The sequence below is a fragment of the Actinocrispum sp. NPDC049592 genome, assembly GCF_040675465.1.
GTDB lineage: Bacteria > Actinomycetota > Actinomycetes > Mycobacteriales > Pseudonocardiaceae > Kibdelosporangium.
The window spans coordinates 1186982-1201619 of the sequence record NZ_JBFAPA010000001.1 but is presented as its reverse complement, the minus strand read 5'-3'; the positions used below and the strand labels follow the sequence as shown (position 1 = coordinate 1201619).

Sequence of the window (14638 nt, the reverse complement as noted above, 5' to 3'; positions counted from 1 at the left end):
TCACCGGGTGACCGCATCGCGGGATCGGTTGACACTCAGGCGGTGGGCACCATCTGGTGGCGGACGATCGTCTGTTCCCGGCCGGGACCGACGCCGATGGCGGAGATGCGGGCGCCGGACAGCTCCTCGAGGTGTTCGACGTAGGCGCGCGCATTGGCCGGGAGCTCGTTGAAGTCACGGCACTCGCTGATGTCCTCCCACCAGCCCGGCATCTCCTCGTACACCGGGATGGCGTGGTGGACGTCGGTCTGTGTCATCGGCATGTCGTCGACGCGGCGGCCGTCCACTTCGTACCCGACGCAGATCGGCACGGTGTCCAGGCCGGACAGGACGTCCAGCTTGGTGAGGAAGAAGTCCGTGATGCCGTTGACGCGTGCGGCGTAGCGGGCGATGACCGCGTCGAACCAGCCGGTGCGGCGCGAACGGCCGGTGGTGACACCGAACTCGCCGCCGGTCTTGCGCAGCCGCTCGCCCATCTCGTCGGTCAGCTCGGTCGGGAACGGCCCGGAACCCACGCGGGTTGTGTAGGCCTTGAGGATGCCGATCACCGTGGTGATCCGGGTGGGGCCGATGCCCGAACCCGAGGACGCGCCACCGGAGGTCGGGTTCGACGAGGTGACGAACGGGTAGGTGCCGTGGTCGACGTCCAGCAGCGTGCCCTGGGAGCCTTCGAGCAGGACGTTCTCGCCGCGTTCGAGGGCCTGGTTGAGCAGCAGGCGGGTGTCGGCGATCCGGCTGAGGAACTTGGTGCCCTGCTCCAGCACGGTGTCGACGACCTGGTTGGGGTCCAGCGCGCGGTGGTTGTACACCTTGACCAGCACCTGGTTCTTGAAGTCCAGGGCCGCGTCGACCTTCTGCCGCATGATCTTCTCGTCCAGCAGGTCCTGCACCCGCACGCCGACCCGCGCCACCTTGTCCTGGTAGCAGGGGCCGATGCCGCGGCCGGTGGTGCCGATCTTGGACTTGCCCAGGTACCGCTCGGTGACCTTATCGATCGCCACGTGGTAGGGCATGATCAAGTGCGCGTCGGCCGAGATCAGCAGCCTGCTGGTGTCGACGTCGCGGGCCTCCAGGCCGGCGAGCTCGGACAGCAGCACGCCCGGGTCCACCACCACCCCGTTGCCGATGACGTTCGTGACCCCGGGCGTGAGGATGCCCGACGGGATCAGGTGCAACGCGAAGTCCTGGCCGTCCGGGAGGACGACGGTGTGACCCGCGTTGTTGCCGCCCTGGTAGCGGACGACCCACTGGACGCGGTCGCCGAGCAGGTCGGTCGCCTTGCCCTTACCTTCGTCGCCCCACTGGGCGCCGATGAGCACGATGGCCGGCATGTGAAACTCCAGGTGGATTCGGGCGTGCGAAATGCCGGTAGTGAAGACTAGACCAGGAGTTCACCTTGGGTGCAGTGGTATTGGCCTGCGGCGACGCCGCCGGGCACGGTGCGTTCCAGTCGCTGACCGAGCGTGATGACGTCACGGTGCGCGAAGTGGGCGCGAGGCCTGGTCGGGACGAGGTCGACCCCGTGCTGGCCGACCTCGGCGACCGCCGGCTTGTGATCTTCGGCACGGACGCGGACCTCGCGTCCGTCGTGCTCAGGCTGTTGCGCAAGGACCTGCTCGGCACGGTGACGGTTGGGTACATCCCCACCGGCGAGTCCGCGGTGGCGTCGCTCTGGGACCTGCCGGACGGGGCCATCGAGGTCGCCCTGCGCGGGGATGTGGACGCGGTCCCATTGGTCCGCGACGACGCCGGCGGGGTGCTGGTCGGGGTCGGCCGGATCGCACCCGTCCGGGGCGTCGCCTACTGCGACGACACCACCGTGGTCCGCGGCCGGGTCAGCGCGGTGGAGGTGTCACCCGATCCGGCGCAGGGCCTGCTCGTGCGGGTGATCCACCGGGGACTGATCGGCAAGCGCGTCCGCGAGTACAAGGGCCGCGCGTTCCAGCTCGGGTCGCTGCCGGTGCACCCGGTCAAGGACGGCGAGTCGCATCCCCGGCCGATGACGAAGTGGACCTGGTACCGGCACACCGAGGACCTCAGGGTCGCCCGCGGGGTGGTGTGACATCGAGCAGGACAGCGCCCACATTGCGGCGCTGCTCGAGGTCGGTGTGCGCGTCGGCGGCCCGTTCGAGGGGGTGGACGGCGTGGATGCGCGGGGTGAGGCCGGCGGTCAGGGCACGCTGGACGTCGGCACGGCGTTCAGCGGCGGGTTTGGCGAGCACTTTGCCCAGCGAGCCCACCACGGTCAGGCCCCGCCGGGCGATGTCGCCGATGTCCAGGTCCGGCCACCTGCCCGAGGCGTAGCCGTAGAAGCCGATCCGGCCCACACCCGTGGCCACGGCGGCGAGGGCCTGGGGGCCCACGTCGCCGCCGATCGCGTCGAGGACGACGGTCGCCTCGACCGGCGCGGCCCAGTCCGGGTCCGAGTAGGACACCGCCACGTCCGCGCCGAACGCCCGCACCGCGTCGAGTTTCTCTTGCGTGCCAACGGCTCCGATCACCCGAGCGCCGGCCGCCTTGGCAAGCTGGACGAGCAGTGACCCCATCCGCCCGGCCGCGGCGGTGATCAGCACCGTGTCGTCCGGCCCGACGTCCATCGCCGCGAGCAGCCCCACCGCGAGGCCGCCCGCGCCGAACAAGGCCACGGCGTGGTCGAGCGACATCCCGTCCGGCACCAAGTGGACGTCCTCGGCCAGTGCGAACTCGGCGTAGCCGCCGGACAGGCCGGTCGTGGTGCCGACCACCAGCCGTCCGTCCAGCTCATGGCCGGGAGCGGCCACAACCCGGCCGCCGATCTCCATGCCCGGCACGTACGGCAACGGGAACGGGTGCTCACCACGGCGCACGATCGTCTCCCCGTACAGCACCGCGGCCCGTTCGACCGCGACGAGGACCTGCCCATCCGACGGCACCGGCTCGGCGGCCGTCGCGACCTTCAGCACCTCCGGGCCGCCGAATTCGGTGACCAGCACAACTCGCATCTGTTGCTCCCCAGTCGATCTCCCGGTGCACAGGCAGACTGGTGGTCCTGGGGCTGGGCGAACAAGGTTCACCTGGGCGCGGACGTCTCATCCCGGACAAGGAGCGTGATGTGTCTCAGCCGGACGTGCGGGTACGGCGGACCCGCAAGCTGTTGCGCGCGGCACTGGTCGACCTGATCGGCGAACGCGGGTTCGAACGGGTGACCGTCGGACAGATCACCGAGCGGGCGATGATCAGCCGGGCCGCGTTCTACCGGGCCTACCGGGACAAGTACCAGCTGGCCGAGCAGGTCTTCGACGAGGCGATGGCGGACATGCTGACCAGCACAGCGGACAGGCGGCGGAGGTGGGTCGGGTTCTTCGAGCACATCGCCGCGTACGACGGGCTGTACGGGCCGCTGCTGGGTGGGAAGGGCACGGCGTGGTTCGCCGAGCACATGCGGTCGGCGCTGGGCGAGATGAGCGCGCAGCACCTGCCACCAGGGGCCGGCGGACTCACCCCGAAGGTGCTGGGCGCCATCCACGTCGAGGCCATCAGCTGGTGGCTGGCTCAGGGCCGGCCCACACCACCAGCGGACATCGCCGACCACACGGCCCGGTTGCTGCGGGCCGTCATCAGCGCTGAGTTACACGGTAAGTCGTCCGAGCGTCACCCAAAGGTATTGCCACCTCCATCTCCGTGAGTAACGGTCCCTGTGACCTAACCCACGGAGGTGACATGTCCGCCAAACGTGCCTATCGGACCCTGCTGGTCGTCGTCGCGCTGCTGCTCTCCCTGGTAGCGGTCGCGAACGCGACCCCGCCAGGCATTCCCAGCGCGACCACCGCACGATCCGAGCTGGCGTCGCTGACCGTCCGCGCGGACGGTTCGATGACCGGCTACAGCCGCGATCTCTTCCCGCACTGGCACCTCGTTTCCGGTACCTGCGACACCCGCGAGACCGTTCTCAAGCGCGACGGCACCAACGTCGTGACCAGCTCGTCCTGCGCGGCCACGGCCGGCCGCTGGTACAGCCCGTACGACGGCGCCACTTGGACGGCGGCCTCGGACGTCGACATCGACCATGTCGTGCCGCTGGCGGCCGCGTGGCGCACCGGGGCCTCGTCGTGGACGACGTCGAAGCGGGAGCAGTTCGCCAACGACCTGTCCAGCCCGCAGCTGATCGCCGTGACCGACAACGTCAACCAGGCCAAGGGCGACAAGACGCCGGACGTGTGGAAGCCGCCCCTCACCTCGTACTGGTGCACCTACGCGCGGATGTGGATCGCCTCGAAGTACAAGTGGGCGCTGACGGTCAACTCGTCGGAGAAGTCGGCGCTGTCCTCGATGCTCGACCGCTGCTGACGGGCAGGGGGCCGCTCGCGGCGGCCCCCTTTCCGGTCAGATCCCCGGTGCGGCCGGGTCGGAGTCGGTGAGGAACTTCTTCACCCGGTCGTACTCCTCGGTCTCGCCGATGGCCTGCGCGGCCTTGCCGAGCACCGCGAGCGCGCGCAGGAAGCCCTGGTTGGGGCGGTGGTCCCAGGGCACCGGGCCGAACCCCTTCCAGCCGTTGCGGCGCAGCTGGTCCAGGCCGCGGTGGTAGCCCGTGCGGGCGTATGCGTAGGCGGTGACCGTCTCGCCGTCCGCGAAGGCCTGTTCGGCGAGGATCGCCCAGCCCTCGCTGAAGTCCGGCCACGCGGCCACGATCTCCTTGGCGTCTTTGCCGGCGTCCACGGCCGCCTCTTGCTCGGGGCGGGCGGGCAGTCGGGTCGGCTCGGGGCCGAGCAGGTTGTCGTGCATGCCCCTATGAAATCAGGCTCGCCAGCGCGGCGAGGGCGAGGACGGCGAGCACGACGATGGCGATCACGCGGGTCATGCCCGATATCGGTACCGGGGCGGCCGGAAGCAGGACAAGCGCGTTCACTCCACCTAAGGGTGAATCCCCGATTTCGTGCAGCGGGCGCGGACAGCGATGATGGCGCGCGTGAATAACCCGATCGTGGACCCGACCAGGCTGGGGCCAGTGGGTCAGTTCCTGGCGTTCTTCCGGCTGCACTGGTCCCGCGGCAAGGCCGGCCGAGACACACCCGAGTGGGTGACCTTGCTCGCCTACCGGGCGTGGCTGGTGGCGTTCGGGTTCAAGGTGCTCGGCTCCTCGTGGGACGTCTCGTGGCACTTCAAGTGGCTGCGCGACGACCTCGCCCCACCCCACCTGCTGAACACCGTGGGCACGGTGATGGTGATCGTGCTGGTGGTCCTCCACAGCTTCACCGGCTTCGCTGTCCACAAGCGCGCGCTGCGGCTGATGCAGGCGGGGATCGTCGTGTTCCTGATCGCCGCGCCGCTGGACGTGATCAACCACCGGATCAACGGCCTCGACCTCACCGCGTGGAGCCCATCCCACCTGTTGCTGTACATCGGCACGGTGCTGATGCTCGCGGGCGCGATCGACGGCTGGCTGGGCATGGGCCGCCGCGGTTTCGTACTCGCAGCGCTGTTCTTCTTCCTGCTGGAGGACGTCTGGTTCCCCGCGGGGCAACAGGAGTACGGCGTGCTGGAGCTGGAATCGTGGCTGCGCGGCACTCCCTACGCCGAACCGGAGCTGCTTCGGTTCGCTGCCCAGCAGATCAACCGCCCAGTGGACCTCGAAGCCCTGCAACACTTCGCCCTGCCGATCCCCTCCTGGGTCTACCCGGCGTGGGGAATCGTCGCGGTCGGGCTCGTGCTCGCGTTGGCGCGCAAGGCAATGGGCCGGGCATGGACGGCCACGCTGATCGCCGGGGCCTACGTGGCGTACCGCGGCATCATCTGGCCTTTGCTGGTGGGCACCGGTTTCCCGCCCTCCGCGGTGCCGTTCTGGCTGGTGTTCACCGGCCTCGCCGTCGACATCGCGTTCCTGCTACCGGTGCGGCCCCTGACCGGCGCCGCCCTGGTCACCGCGCTCGGCGGCCTTGCCCTGTACGGGCAATCGCTCGTCCTGGCGGCGCCACCCGTGGACTACTGGGCTCTGCCGATCGCTTTCGTTGTCCTGGCGGCATTGTGGGCCAGCGGCCGGCCGCTGGCCCAGCGACTCGGCCGCTCCCGCGCACCCGAACCGGTGGCGGTTCAGGCCGGTTGAGTCAGAGCTGCAGCCAGCCCCAGCGGTGCAGGCTGGGCACGTAGACCTTGGTGTAACCGTCCTGGTGGACGGACGTGGGACGCACCTCCCAGTCGGCATAGACGTTGCCGATCACGAACCGGTGCGGTGCGTCCCGCAGGGTGCGGTTGTGCGTCATCCTGTGCTTCGTGCCCGGCACCGAACCGTGGTCCGGGTGACAGTCGACCGCTTTCCAGAACGGCGAGAACTGGCTGCGCCCGAACAGGATCCGCCGCGGCATCGGTTGTCCCGCCGGGAAAGAGATCTCGTGCTTCACCCATTTCCCGTGCTCATACTGCTCATAGGACGACTTCTGCCCGGTCGACTGGCCGATACACGAGCTGTCCTCGACGAATCCCCAATGCGGGAAACCCGTCCCCCGCGCGGGATCCGACACCGCTGCCACCTTTCCGGTCACATTGAACCGCCACGCGATTTTCGCGCCCGCTCGAATGACCCAGCTGTGCCCGCCCGGGTTGACCGGATAGTTCGCGTTCACCTTGCAGTCCTTCGCGGCCAGGTAATCCACGATCAGAATGCGCCGGTGGCCGCGGATATCGCCCTCTTTCGGCTGCGCGGCTTGGGCAACCGGGACATCATCGTCATCGTCGATCGCGGCGGCATTCGCGACAGTGACCGTGTGCTCCGGGCTCACGACTGTCACCAGGCCGATCGCCGCAGCCACGGCGGCGGTCAGCAACGCCGCTCGTTTCGCCAGATGAGTCATCATGGGATCGCTCCGTTTCCCCGCCGTGCCTCGGCGGACGACTCCGACCGTCACCGATCCGGACGCGTCCGGCCGCGCTGCCGGATCCGGCCGGATCCGCGCGCATCCGAGCTGGGAGAACGCGAAAAACGGTCCCAGCGAGCCCGGCCCGCGGCCACAATGTCCGCGTGACGGCCGACGGTGACGACCCAACAGGCGACGACCCGAGAACGGTCGTGCGTGACTTCTGGCGGGTGGAGATCCAGGGACTCCGCGACCGGTTCGACCGGGAGCGCCTCGAGAACAACCTCGCTCCCATTTCGAACAAGGAGATCGCACGCGAGACCAACATCCCGCAGAGCACCCTCAGCGATCTGCTGACCTGCAAACGGGATGTCGTCCCGGACTGGGACGACCGGGTCGGCCCGATCGTCGGCTTCCTCGGTGGCACCTCGAAGGAATGGGTGCCGAAATGGCGAGCCGCCCGGGCGGCCTATGACAGCCTCGGAAAACCGCCGCCACCGGCTGCGCCGGAACAACCGCGCTCGCGGAAACGTCGATGGGGCTTGGTCATCGCCGCCGCGGCAATCGCGGTCGTGGGCGGCGGAGTGTGGATATTCGTGGCGTCGGCGTCCGATGAACCGGCATCCGGTCCGGGAATCCTGCCCGCGACGGGCTACACCGGCAGCCGGTGCGAACGCGTGAAGGACGACACCGAGTCGGTATCGGTGTTCAAGGACCCGCAGAGCCACGAGAAATGGACGGAATGGCCGGGCCGGACCAGGTTCCGGGCCGAGGTCGACGTCGGCAACCCGAACCGGTACCGCGTCCTGCTCACCAACGGCCAGTACGGCTACGTCAACCGCGACCCCCGGTACATCGCGTCAGCCAAGGACTGCCCCTGAGACAGCAGGATCCCCGCGCCCGAAGCCGGGCGCGGGGATCCACGAAGGACAACTCAGCCGGCGAGCATGCGGCCGGCGGACTTCAGGTGCTGGCAGGCCTCGATGACGCGGTTGGCCATGCCGACCTCGGCGAGCTTGAGGTAGCTGCGGGGGTCGTAGGTCTTCTTGTTGCCGACCTCGCCGTCGATCTTGAGGACGCCGTCGTAGTTCTTGAACATGTGGTCGCTGATCGGGCGGGTGAAGGCGTACTGGGTGTCGGTGTCGATGTTCATCTTCACCACGCCGTAGCTCAGGGCCTCGTGGATCTCGGCCAGCTCGCTGCCCGAGCCGCCGTGGAAGACCAGCTCGAACGGCTTGCTGTCGGCGGGGCGGCCGAGCTTCTCGGCCGCGACCTCCTGGCCGCGCTTGAGGACCTCGGGGCGCAGCTTGACGTTGCCCGGCTTGTACACGCCGTGGACGTTGCCGAAGGTCGCCGCGAGCAGGTACCGGCCGCGCTCGCCCGCGCCCAGCGCGTCGATGGTCTTCAGGTAGTCCTCTTCGGAGGTGTACAGCTTGTCGTTGATCTCGTTGGCGACGCCGTCCTCCTCGCCGCCGACCACGCCGATCTCGACCTCGAGGATGATGTTGGCCTCGACGGTCTGCGACAGCAGCTCGGCCGCGATCTTGAGGTTCTCGTCGATCGGCACCGCCGAGCCGTCCCACATGTGCGACTGGAACAGCGGGTTCTCGCCGCGGGCCACCCGGGCCTTGCTGATCTCGATCAGCGGCCGGACGAACCCGTCCAGCTTGTCCTTCGGGCAGTGGTCGGTGTGCAGGGCGATGTTCACCGGGTACTTGGCCGCCACGACGTGCGCGTACTCGGCCAGCGCGGTCGCGCCGGTGACCATGTCCTTGACCTTCGTGCCGGAGGCGAACTCGGCGCCGCCGGTGGACACCTGCACGATGCCGTCGCTCTGCGCCTCGGCGAAGCCGCGCAGCGCGGCGTTCAGGGTCTCCGAGGAGGTGACGTTGATGGCGGGGTAGGCGAACTCGTTGTTCTTCGCCTTGTCCAGCATCTCCGCGTAGACCTCGGGTGTCGCGATAGGCATCGGTCTCGTCCTCCTCGGGCTCACATGCCTGTCTTGCAGCGGAATCCTACGAGGCTGCGCCAAGGGCGGCGGCGGCGCCGTCTGATGGCTCACAGTGATCGCAATCGATTCAGTAGGCGACCAGCACAATAACCCCCGATCGTGGGTCAAGGACACCCGTTGACCGGCCGAGCGGGTTACACAGGGTGCGGATCTCACCCGGGTGGGTGGCTGACGGACCCAACCCGGTTGGCAGTGTCGCCGAGGCCTTACGCCGCCGTAGATTTCCGGCCGTGACCGCGCTTTATAACGAAACGATCACCGGCGGATCGGTCACCTTCGCCGCGGCGGAGGACTTCCTGCGGATGTTCCACGACGCGCACCCCGAGGCCGGACCCGTCCGCCGAAGACTCGACGAGGTGCGCGAGGAGATCGAGGAGACCGGCACGTACCGGCACACGCACGACGAGCTCTGCTACGGCGCCCGGGTCGCGCTGCGTGACACCGGCTGGGCCACCAGCGGCCTGCCGTGGCGCCGCCTCAAGGTCCGTGACCTGCGGGGCATCCACAAGGCCCAGGCGGTGGCCGCCCAGTGCTTCGAGCACCTGCGGCTGGCCACCAACGGCGGCCGGATCCAGCCCCTGGTCACCGTGTTCGCCCAGGACCGCCCGGCCGCGCCCGGACCGCGCATCTGGAACTCGCAGCTCGTCGGGTACGCGGGCTACCGCACCGGCATCGGCGACGCCCGCAACGCCGAGTTCACCGAGTCCGTGCAGGCCATGGGCTGGCATCCGCCGCAGCCGCGGACCGCGTTCGACCACCTGCCGCTCGTGGTCAGCGCCGGGCACGAGGACGCCAGGTTCTTCACCCTGCCGCCCGAGGTCGTGCACGAGGTCCCGCTGACCCACCCGGACCTGCCGTGGTTCGAGGCGCTCGGGCTGAGGTGGCCGGCCGTCCCGGTGATCACGAACATGCGCCTGCGGATCGGCGGCGTCGACTACCCGGCGGCCCCGTTCAACACGTGGTTCGTCGGTACCGACATCGGCACCCGGAGCCTGGCCGACGAGGCCGCGTACGCGATGCTCCGGCCGGTGGCGATCCACCTCGGCCTGGACACGTCCACCGACCGGACGCTCTGGCGGGACCGGGCGACCCTGGAGATCAACCGCGCGGTGCTCCACTCGTTCGACACCGCCAAGGTCACCATCACCGACCACTACGCCGAGACCCAGCACCGGCTGGCGTGGCTGCGCACCCGCAAGAACCGCGGTGACCGGCCCGCTTTCCGCCCGCACCGGTAGTTGGCAAGAACTCGCCGGGGCCGAGCAGGGGTTTCCGTCCATTGGCACCCTTGACAACCATGGAGATCAGCTCGGGCACGGTGTTCACCAACGACGGCGTGTGCCTGCACTACACCGAGGCGGGCACCGGGCCGGACATGCTGCTCGTGCCGGGCTGGACGTTCAGCACCGAGGTGTGGCGGCACCAGATCGAGGAGTTCGGCCAGACCCACCACGTGGTGGCGTTCGACTACCGCGGGCACGGCCGCTCCGAGCGGCCCACGCACGGGTATCGGCTGGCCAGGTTCGCCGCGGACACCCGGGACGTGATCAGGAACCTCGGGCTGACCGACGTCACCTGGGTCGGGCACGGTCTGGGCGTGGGAGTGGCCTGGTCCTACTGGGACCTGTTCGGCGGCCAGGACCTCAAGCGGTTCGTGCTGATCGACCAGCTGCCGGTGATGGTGGCGCAGCCGGACTGGCCGGACGGCTTCGCCGGCCGGATCGGCGCGACGCTCCGCACGGACACGCTCGCCGAGTGGATCTCCACGGTCCGCGGCCCGCAGGGTGAGGAGGCCGCGGCGGACGCGCTGAGCCGGATGATCAGCCCGCGGATGTCCGACGAGGACAGCGAGTGGATCCTGTCGGTGATGATGGGCCCCAACCGGGACGCGGCCACCCAGCTGCTGTTCGACTTCTGCGTCGGCGACTGGCGGGACGTCACCCCGCTGATCGACATCCCGGCACTGGTCCTGGCCGGTGAGATCGGGCTGTTCGACGCCGCCCCGGTGGCCGCGAGCATGCCGGGCGCCACTGTGCGCGTGGTCAGTGCGGCCGACCGGGGCAGTCACATGATGATCTGGGAGAACCCGGGCCTGGTGAACCAGCTGATCCGGGACTTCCTAGCCGGTCACTGAGCCAGGGCCGCACCCAGCGCGCGGATCTCGTCCATCGCGATCGAGTGGTCCGGCTTGGCGACCTGGATGTTCACGTTGTCCGCGCCCGCCTCGTGGTGCTCGGCCACCTTGGCCAGCGCCGCGTCCACGCCGAACGGGATGAGCGCGTCCACCAGCCGGTCGCTGCCGCCGTCCGCGATGTCCGCGTCGGTGAACCCGTACCGCTTGAAGTTGTTGGTGTAGTTGGGAAGCTGCAGGTACAGGCTCAGGTACTGCCGGGCGTGCGCCCGTGCGGTCTCCCGGTCCGGCTCGAGAACGACGGCGATTTCCGGCGCCAGCAATCCATCCGGGCCAAGCACCTCGCGCGCGAACGCGGTGTGCTCGGGGGTCGTGAGGTACGGGTGCGCGCCGGCGGACCGGTCGGCGGCGAGCCGCAACACCTTGGGCCCCAAGGCCGCCAGCACCCGGCCGGACGCGGGCACCCCGGCCGCGTCCAGAGCGTCCAAATAGGACACTAGTTTGTCGTAGGGCTTCTCGTACTGGTCGTTGAACAGCTTGTGGCTGGCGCCGATGCCGAGCAGGAACCGGCCCGGGTGCTTGGCCTCGATGCGGTGGTACGCCTGGGCGATCGACTCCGGCGCGTCCTGCCAGATGTTCACGATGCCCGTCGCCGCGGTCAGTGTCGTGGTCGCGTCCAGCACGTCCTCGACCACTTTGAGATCACCGCCCGGCGACCCGCCCAGCCACAGCGAGCCGAAGCCCAGTTCCTCCACCTCGGCGGCGTCCGCCCGGTTTCCGGTCCAGTGTCCCCAGCCGCTCCAGATGCCCACTTTCCCGAGTTCCACACCGGTTCCTTTCAGTAGTGCGGGCCAGACCTCTCCACGGATAATGTTCGACGCATGACGAACATTCCCGGAACCGATCTCGACGTTTTCCCGCTGAACCTGGGTACCAACGTCTTCGGCTGGCGAACCGACAGGGACGAGTCGTTCGCGGTGATGGACGCGTACGTCGCCGGCGGCGGCAATTTCATAGACACCGCCGATTCGTACAGTTCCTGGGCACCGGGCAACGTCGGCGGCGAGTCCGAGACGATCATCGGTGAGTGGCTGGCCGCGCGCGGCAACCGGGACGACATCGTGGTGGCGACCAAGGTCGGCGCGCACCCGGACTTCAAGGGCCTGACCGCGAAGGACGTGAAAGGCGCGGCGGAGGCCTCGCTCAAGCGGCTGCGGACCGACGTGATCGACCTGTACTGGGCGCACTTCGACGACGAGGACACCCCGGTCGAGGAGACTGTGACCGCGTTCGACGAGCTGGTCAAGGAGGGCAAGGTCCGGTACATCGGCGCCTCGAACCTGTCCGCGGAGCGGATCCGCGCGTCACTGGCGTTCTCCGCGAAGGAGGGCCTGGCCAGGTACATCGCCCTGCAGCCGAACTACAACCTGGTCGACCGCGGCCCCTACGAGACCGCCTACGCGCCACTGGCGGCCGAGCAGGACCTGGCCGTCTTCCCGTACTTCGGCCTGGCCAGGGGCTTCCTGACCGGCAAGTACCGCGGTAACCCGGACGACGGCGAGGGCAGCCCGCGCGCCGCGACCGCCCAGAAGTTCTACGACGACAAGGGCAAGCGGATCCTGGCCGCGCTGGACGAGATCGCGGCGCGCCACCAGGCGCCGGTGGCGAGCGTCGCGCTGGCGTGGCTGCGCAACCAGCCGCAGGTCATCGCGCCGCTCGCGAGCGCGCGGAAGCTCGACCAGGTGCCGCCGCTGGTGCGGTCGGCGACGCTGGACCTGACCGCTGACGAGGTCGCCCAGCTCACCGAAGCATCTTCTGACTGACAGTAGCTTACTCGCAGTAGGTTCCGGTACCGTCGAGTCCCAGACGAGGTTTGGGAGGACTGCCGTGAGCCGCTGGAACGTCAAGGGCAAGGTCGTGCTGATCACCGGGGCGGCCCGCGGCATCGGCGCGGGCCTGGCCCGGCGGATGGCCGCCCGCGGCGCCAAGGTCGCCCTGGTTGGGCTGGAACCGGACCAGCTGAAGCGGGTCGCCGCCGAGTGCGGGCCGGACGCGGCCTGGTGGGAGACCGACGTGACCTCCTGGGAGGCGCTGGAGAAGACGGTCGGCGAGGTGGTCCAGCACTTCGGCGGGATCGACGTGGTGGTGGCCAACGCGGGCATCGCCGCCACCGGGTTCACCCGGTCGATCGACCGTGCGTCGTTCGAGCGGGTGATCGAGGTGGATCTGCTCGGTGTGTGGCGGACGGTCCGCGTGTGCCTGCCGCAGCTCATCGAGCGCCGCGGGTACGCCCTGATCGTGTCCTCGCTGGCCGCGATCGTGCACATCCCCGGCAACGCCGCGTACAGCGCGGCCAAGGCCGGTGTGGAGGCGTTCGCGAACAGCCTGCGGGCCGAGGTCCGGCACCTCGGGGTGAGCGTCGGCGTGGCGCACCCGACCTGGATCGCCACCGACATGGTCAACAGCGTCGACAAGCACCCCGTGTTCGGCGCCCTGCGCACCGGCACACCCGGTCTGCTCAGCAAGACGTACCCGCTGTCGGTGGCCGTCGACCTACTGGAAGAGGGCATCGGCAAACGTTCGCGCGCGATCCACGTACCCGGCTGGACCGGAGTGCTCAAGCTGTTCCGGGCGCTGCTGCCCCGGGTGGTCGAACTGGGCAGCCGGAGTTTCCTGCCGGCGGCGGACAAGGCGGCCATCGAGGACATCGCCGAACGCGGCGAGCAGGAGGCCAGCATCGTCGGCCCCGGTGGGCGCGCCGACCTGGAGTCACGGGGTTAGATCACGATCATGTCCCGCCGTGAACAGATCAAGATGAGCCCCGACGAGGTGCGTGCGTACCTGGCCGCGGGACGCGCCGCCAACGTCGCCACGATCGGCCCGCACGGCCGTCCGCACGTGGTGCCGGTGTTCTACGTTCCGGCCGGCGACGGCCTCGCCACCTGGACCTACGGCTCGTCGCAGAAGGTGGCCAACCTGCGGCGGCTGCCGCAGGCGACCGTGCTCGTCGAGTCCGGCGAGGCCTACGAGGAACTGCGCGGCGTCTCCATGGAGTGCGACGTGCAGATCGTCGAGGACACCGAGGAGATCGTCCGGATCGGCACCGAGATGATGCTCAAGATGACCAAGGGCAGCGACGAGGTGGTCACCGCCGCCGCCCAGTTCATCCGCACCCAGGCGGAGAAACGTGTCGGGCTGGTGTTCCAGCCGACCAAAGTGGTCAGCTGGGACCACAGCAAGCTCGGCGGGGTCTACTGAGCGTCGAGCGGCTACTGAGGCAGCCAGGCACCCATTGTGATCCGCCACTCCTTGATCGCCCGGCCGGCGGACACCCCTTCGAGGGTGTACGGGTCGTCGGCGAGCAGCTTGTCCAGCTGGGCCCGGTCCTCGACCTGGTAGACCACGAACCCGCCGGTGTCGTCGGCCCACGGACCGGCGACCAGGACGCTGCCCTGCTCGACCAGCTCCGCCAGGTATGCACGGTGTGTGGGGCGCACCTGCAGCAGCTTTTCGCGGTCGTCTACGTACGTGGTGTCCACGGTGTACCAGGCCATGTTCCGGATGCTACCGACGGTGAACTGCTCCTTCGCGGGCGTTCCAGGAATCGGACGCTGTCCCCGGGGCTCCGGCCCGATAGGCTCAGTGCGTGGCAGGTCTTGGCAGAGACGG

Annotated in this window: 17 protein-coding genes; 10 read left to right on the top strand and 7 right to left on the bottom strand. The window is 69.2% G+C overall.

What is annotated here, in order from left to right; genetic code table 11:
* Positions 1-35 precede the first annotated feature (35 nt).
* Positions 36-1331: an adenylosuccinate synthase gene (locus AB0J95_RS05715; RefSeq protein WP_364752754.1), complete on the bottom strand. Its 1296-nt coding sequence runs from the start codon at positions 1329-1331 to the stop codon at positions 36-38.
* A 74-nt stretch (positions 1332-1405) separates the two neighbouring features.
* Here AB0J95_RS05715 and AB0J95_RS05710 point away from each other — a divergent pair, with 74 nt between their 5' ends.
* On the top strand, positions 1406-2062 hold the full coding sequence (locus AB0J95_RS05710) for a hypothetical protein (protein WP_364753516.1): 657 nt from the start codon (positions 1406-1408) through the stop codon (positions 2060-2062).
* On the opposite strand, the gene AB0J95_RS05705 is transcribed toward AB0J95_RS05710, so the two are convergent.
* Positions 2037-2981: a zinc-binding dehydrogenase gene (locus AB0J95_RS05705; protein ID WP_364752751.1), complete on the bottom strand. Its 945-nt coding sequence runs from the start codon at positions 2979-2981 to the stop codon at positions 2037-2039. The two genes, AB0J95_RS05710 and AB0J95_RS05705, sit on opposite strands and share 26 nt — an antisense overlap.
* 110 nt (positions 2982-3091) lie before the next feature.
* Between AB0J95_RS05705 and AB0J95_RS05700 the strand changes: the two genes are divergently transcribed.
* Both AB0J95_RS05700 and AB0J95_RS05695 read left to right on the top strand, forming a co-directional pair.
* On the top strand, positions 3092-3664 hold the full coding sequence (locus tag AB0J95_RS05700) for a TetR/AcrR family transcriptional regulator (protein ID WP_364752748.1): 573 nt from the start codon (positions 3092-3094) through the stop codon (positions 3662-3664).
* A 35-nt stretch (positions 3665-3699) separates the two neighbouring features.
* Positions 3700-4326, top strand: a complete 627-nt coding sequence (locus AB0J95_RS05695) for an HNH endonuclease family protein (protein WP_364752745.1) — start codon at positions 3700-3702, stop codon at positions 4324-4326.
* A 36-nt stretch (positions 4327-4362) separates the two neighbouring features.
* Here the strand turns inward: AB0J95_RS05695 and AB0J95_RS05690 are convergent, their stop codons facing one another.
* Positions 4363-4761, bottom strand: a complete 399-nt coding sequence (locus AB0J95_RS05690; protein WP_364752742.1) for a DUF3151 domain-containing protein — start codon at positions 4759-4761, stop codon at positions 4363-4365.
* Positions 4762-4936: 175 nt separating this feature from the next.
* On the opposite strand from AB0J95_RS05690, the gene AB0J95_RS05685 reads away from it, so the two are divergent.
* A complete protein-coding gene (locus tag AB0J95_RS05685) occupies positions 4937-6079 on the top strand; it encodes a hypothetical protein (protein ID WP_364752740.1) in 1143 nt (380 codons plus the stop codon).
* 1 nt (position 6080) lies between these two features.
* On the opposite strand, the gene AB0J95_RS05680 is transcribed toward AB0J95_RS05685, so the two are convergent.
* A complete protein-coding gene (locus tag AB0J95_RS05680; protein ID WP_364752737.1) occupies positions 6081-6827 on the bottom strand; it encodes a hypothetical protein in 747 nt (248 codons plus the stop codon).
* Between the two features lie 164 nt (positions 6828-6991).
* Between AB0J95_RS05680 and AB0J95_RS05675 the strand changes: the two genes are divergently transcribed.
* Positions 6992-7708 (top strand): hypothetical protein, encoded by a 717-nt coding sequence (locus tag AB0J95_RS05675; RefSeq protein ID WP_364752734.1) that lies wholly within the window; start codon positions 6992-6994, stop codon positions 7706-7708.
* A gap of 53 nt (positions 7709-7761) precedes the next feature.
* On the opposite strand, the gene fbaA is transcribed toward AB0J95_RS05675, so the two are convergent.
* On the bottom strand, positions 7762-8796 hold the full coding sequence (fbaA, locus tag AB0J95_RS05670) for a class II fructose-bisphosphate aldolase (protein ID WP_364752732.1): 1035 nt from the start codon (positions 8794-8796) through the stop codon (positions 7762-7764).
* Between the two features lie 272 nt (positions 8797-9068).
* On the opposite strand from fbaA, the gene AB0J95_RS05665 reads away from it, so the two are divergent.
* The gene (locus tag AB0J95_RS05665) at positions 9069-10076 is read left to right on the top strand and encodes a nitric oxide synthase oxygenase (RefSeq protein ID WP_364752729.1); all 1008 of its coding nucleotides are present in this window, start codon (positions 9069-9071) and stop codon (positions 10074-10076) included.
* 59 nt (positions 10077-10135) lie between these two features.
* The gene (locus AB0J95_RS05660) at positions 10136-10972 is read left to right on the top strand and encodes an alpha/beta hydrolase (protein WP_364752727.1); all 837 of its coding nucleotides are present in this window, start codon (positions 10136-10138) and stop codon (positions 10970-10972) included.
* Here the strand turns inward: AB0J95_RS05660 and AB0J95_RS05655 are convergent.
* Positions 10966-11796, bottom strand: a complete 831-nt coding sequence (locus AB0J95_RS05655; RefSeq protein WP_364752724.1) for an LLM class F420-dependent oxidoreductase — start codon at positions 11794-11796, stop codon at positions 10966-10968. The two genes, AB0J95_RS05660 and AB0J95_RS05655, sit on opposite strands and share 7 nt — an antisense overlap.
* 54 nt (positions 11797-11850) lie before the next feature.
* Here AB0J95_RS05655 and AB0J95_RS05650 point away from each other — a divergent pair, with 54 nt between their 5' ends.
* From AB0J95_RS05650 to AB0J95_RS05640, 3 genes are all read left to right on the top strand, one after another.
* A complete protein-coding gene (locus AB0J95_RS05650) occupies positions 11851-12792 on the top strand; it encodes an aldo/keto reductase (protein ID WP_364752722.1) in 942 nt (313 codons plus the stop codon).
* A gap of 64 nt (positions 12793-12856) precedes the next feature.
* The gene (locus AB0J95_RS05645) at positions 12857-13750 is read left to right on the top strand and encodes an SDR family oxidoreductase (protein WP_364752719.1); all 894 of its coding nucleotides are present in this window, start codon (positions 12857-12859) and stop codon (positions 13748-13750) included.
* A gap of 9 nt (positions 13751-13759) precedes the next feature.
* Entirely contained in the window at positions 13760-14227 is a 468-nt protein-coding gene (locus AB0J95_RS05640) for a pyridoxamine 5'-phosphate oxidase family protein (RefSeq protein ID WP_364752716.1), read from the top strand.
* A gap of 11 nt (positions 14228-14238) precedes the next feature.
* Here the strand turns inward: AB0J95_RS05640 and AB0J95_RS05635 are convergent, their stop codons facing one another.
* A complete protein-coding gene (locus tag AB0J95_RS05635) occupies positions 14239-14523 on the bottom strand; it encodes a YciI family protein (protein WP_364752714.1) in 285 nt (94 codons plus the stop codon).
* Positions 14524-14638 lie beyond the last annotated feature (115 nt).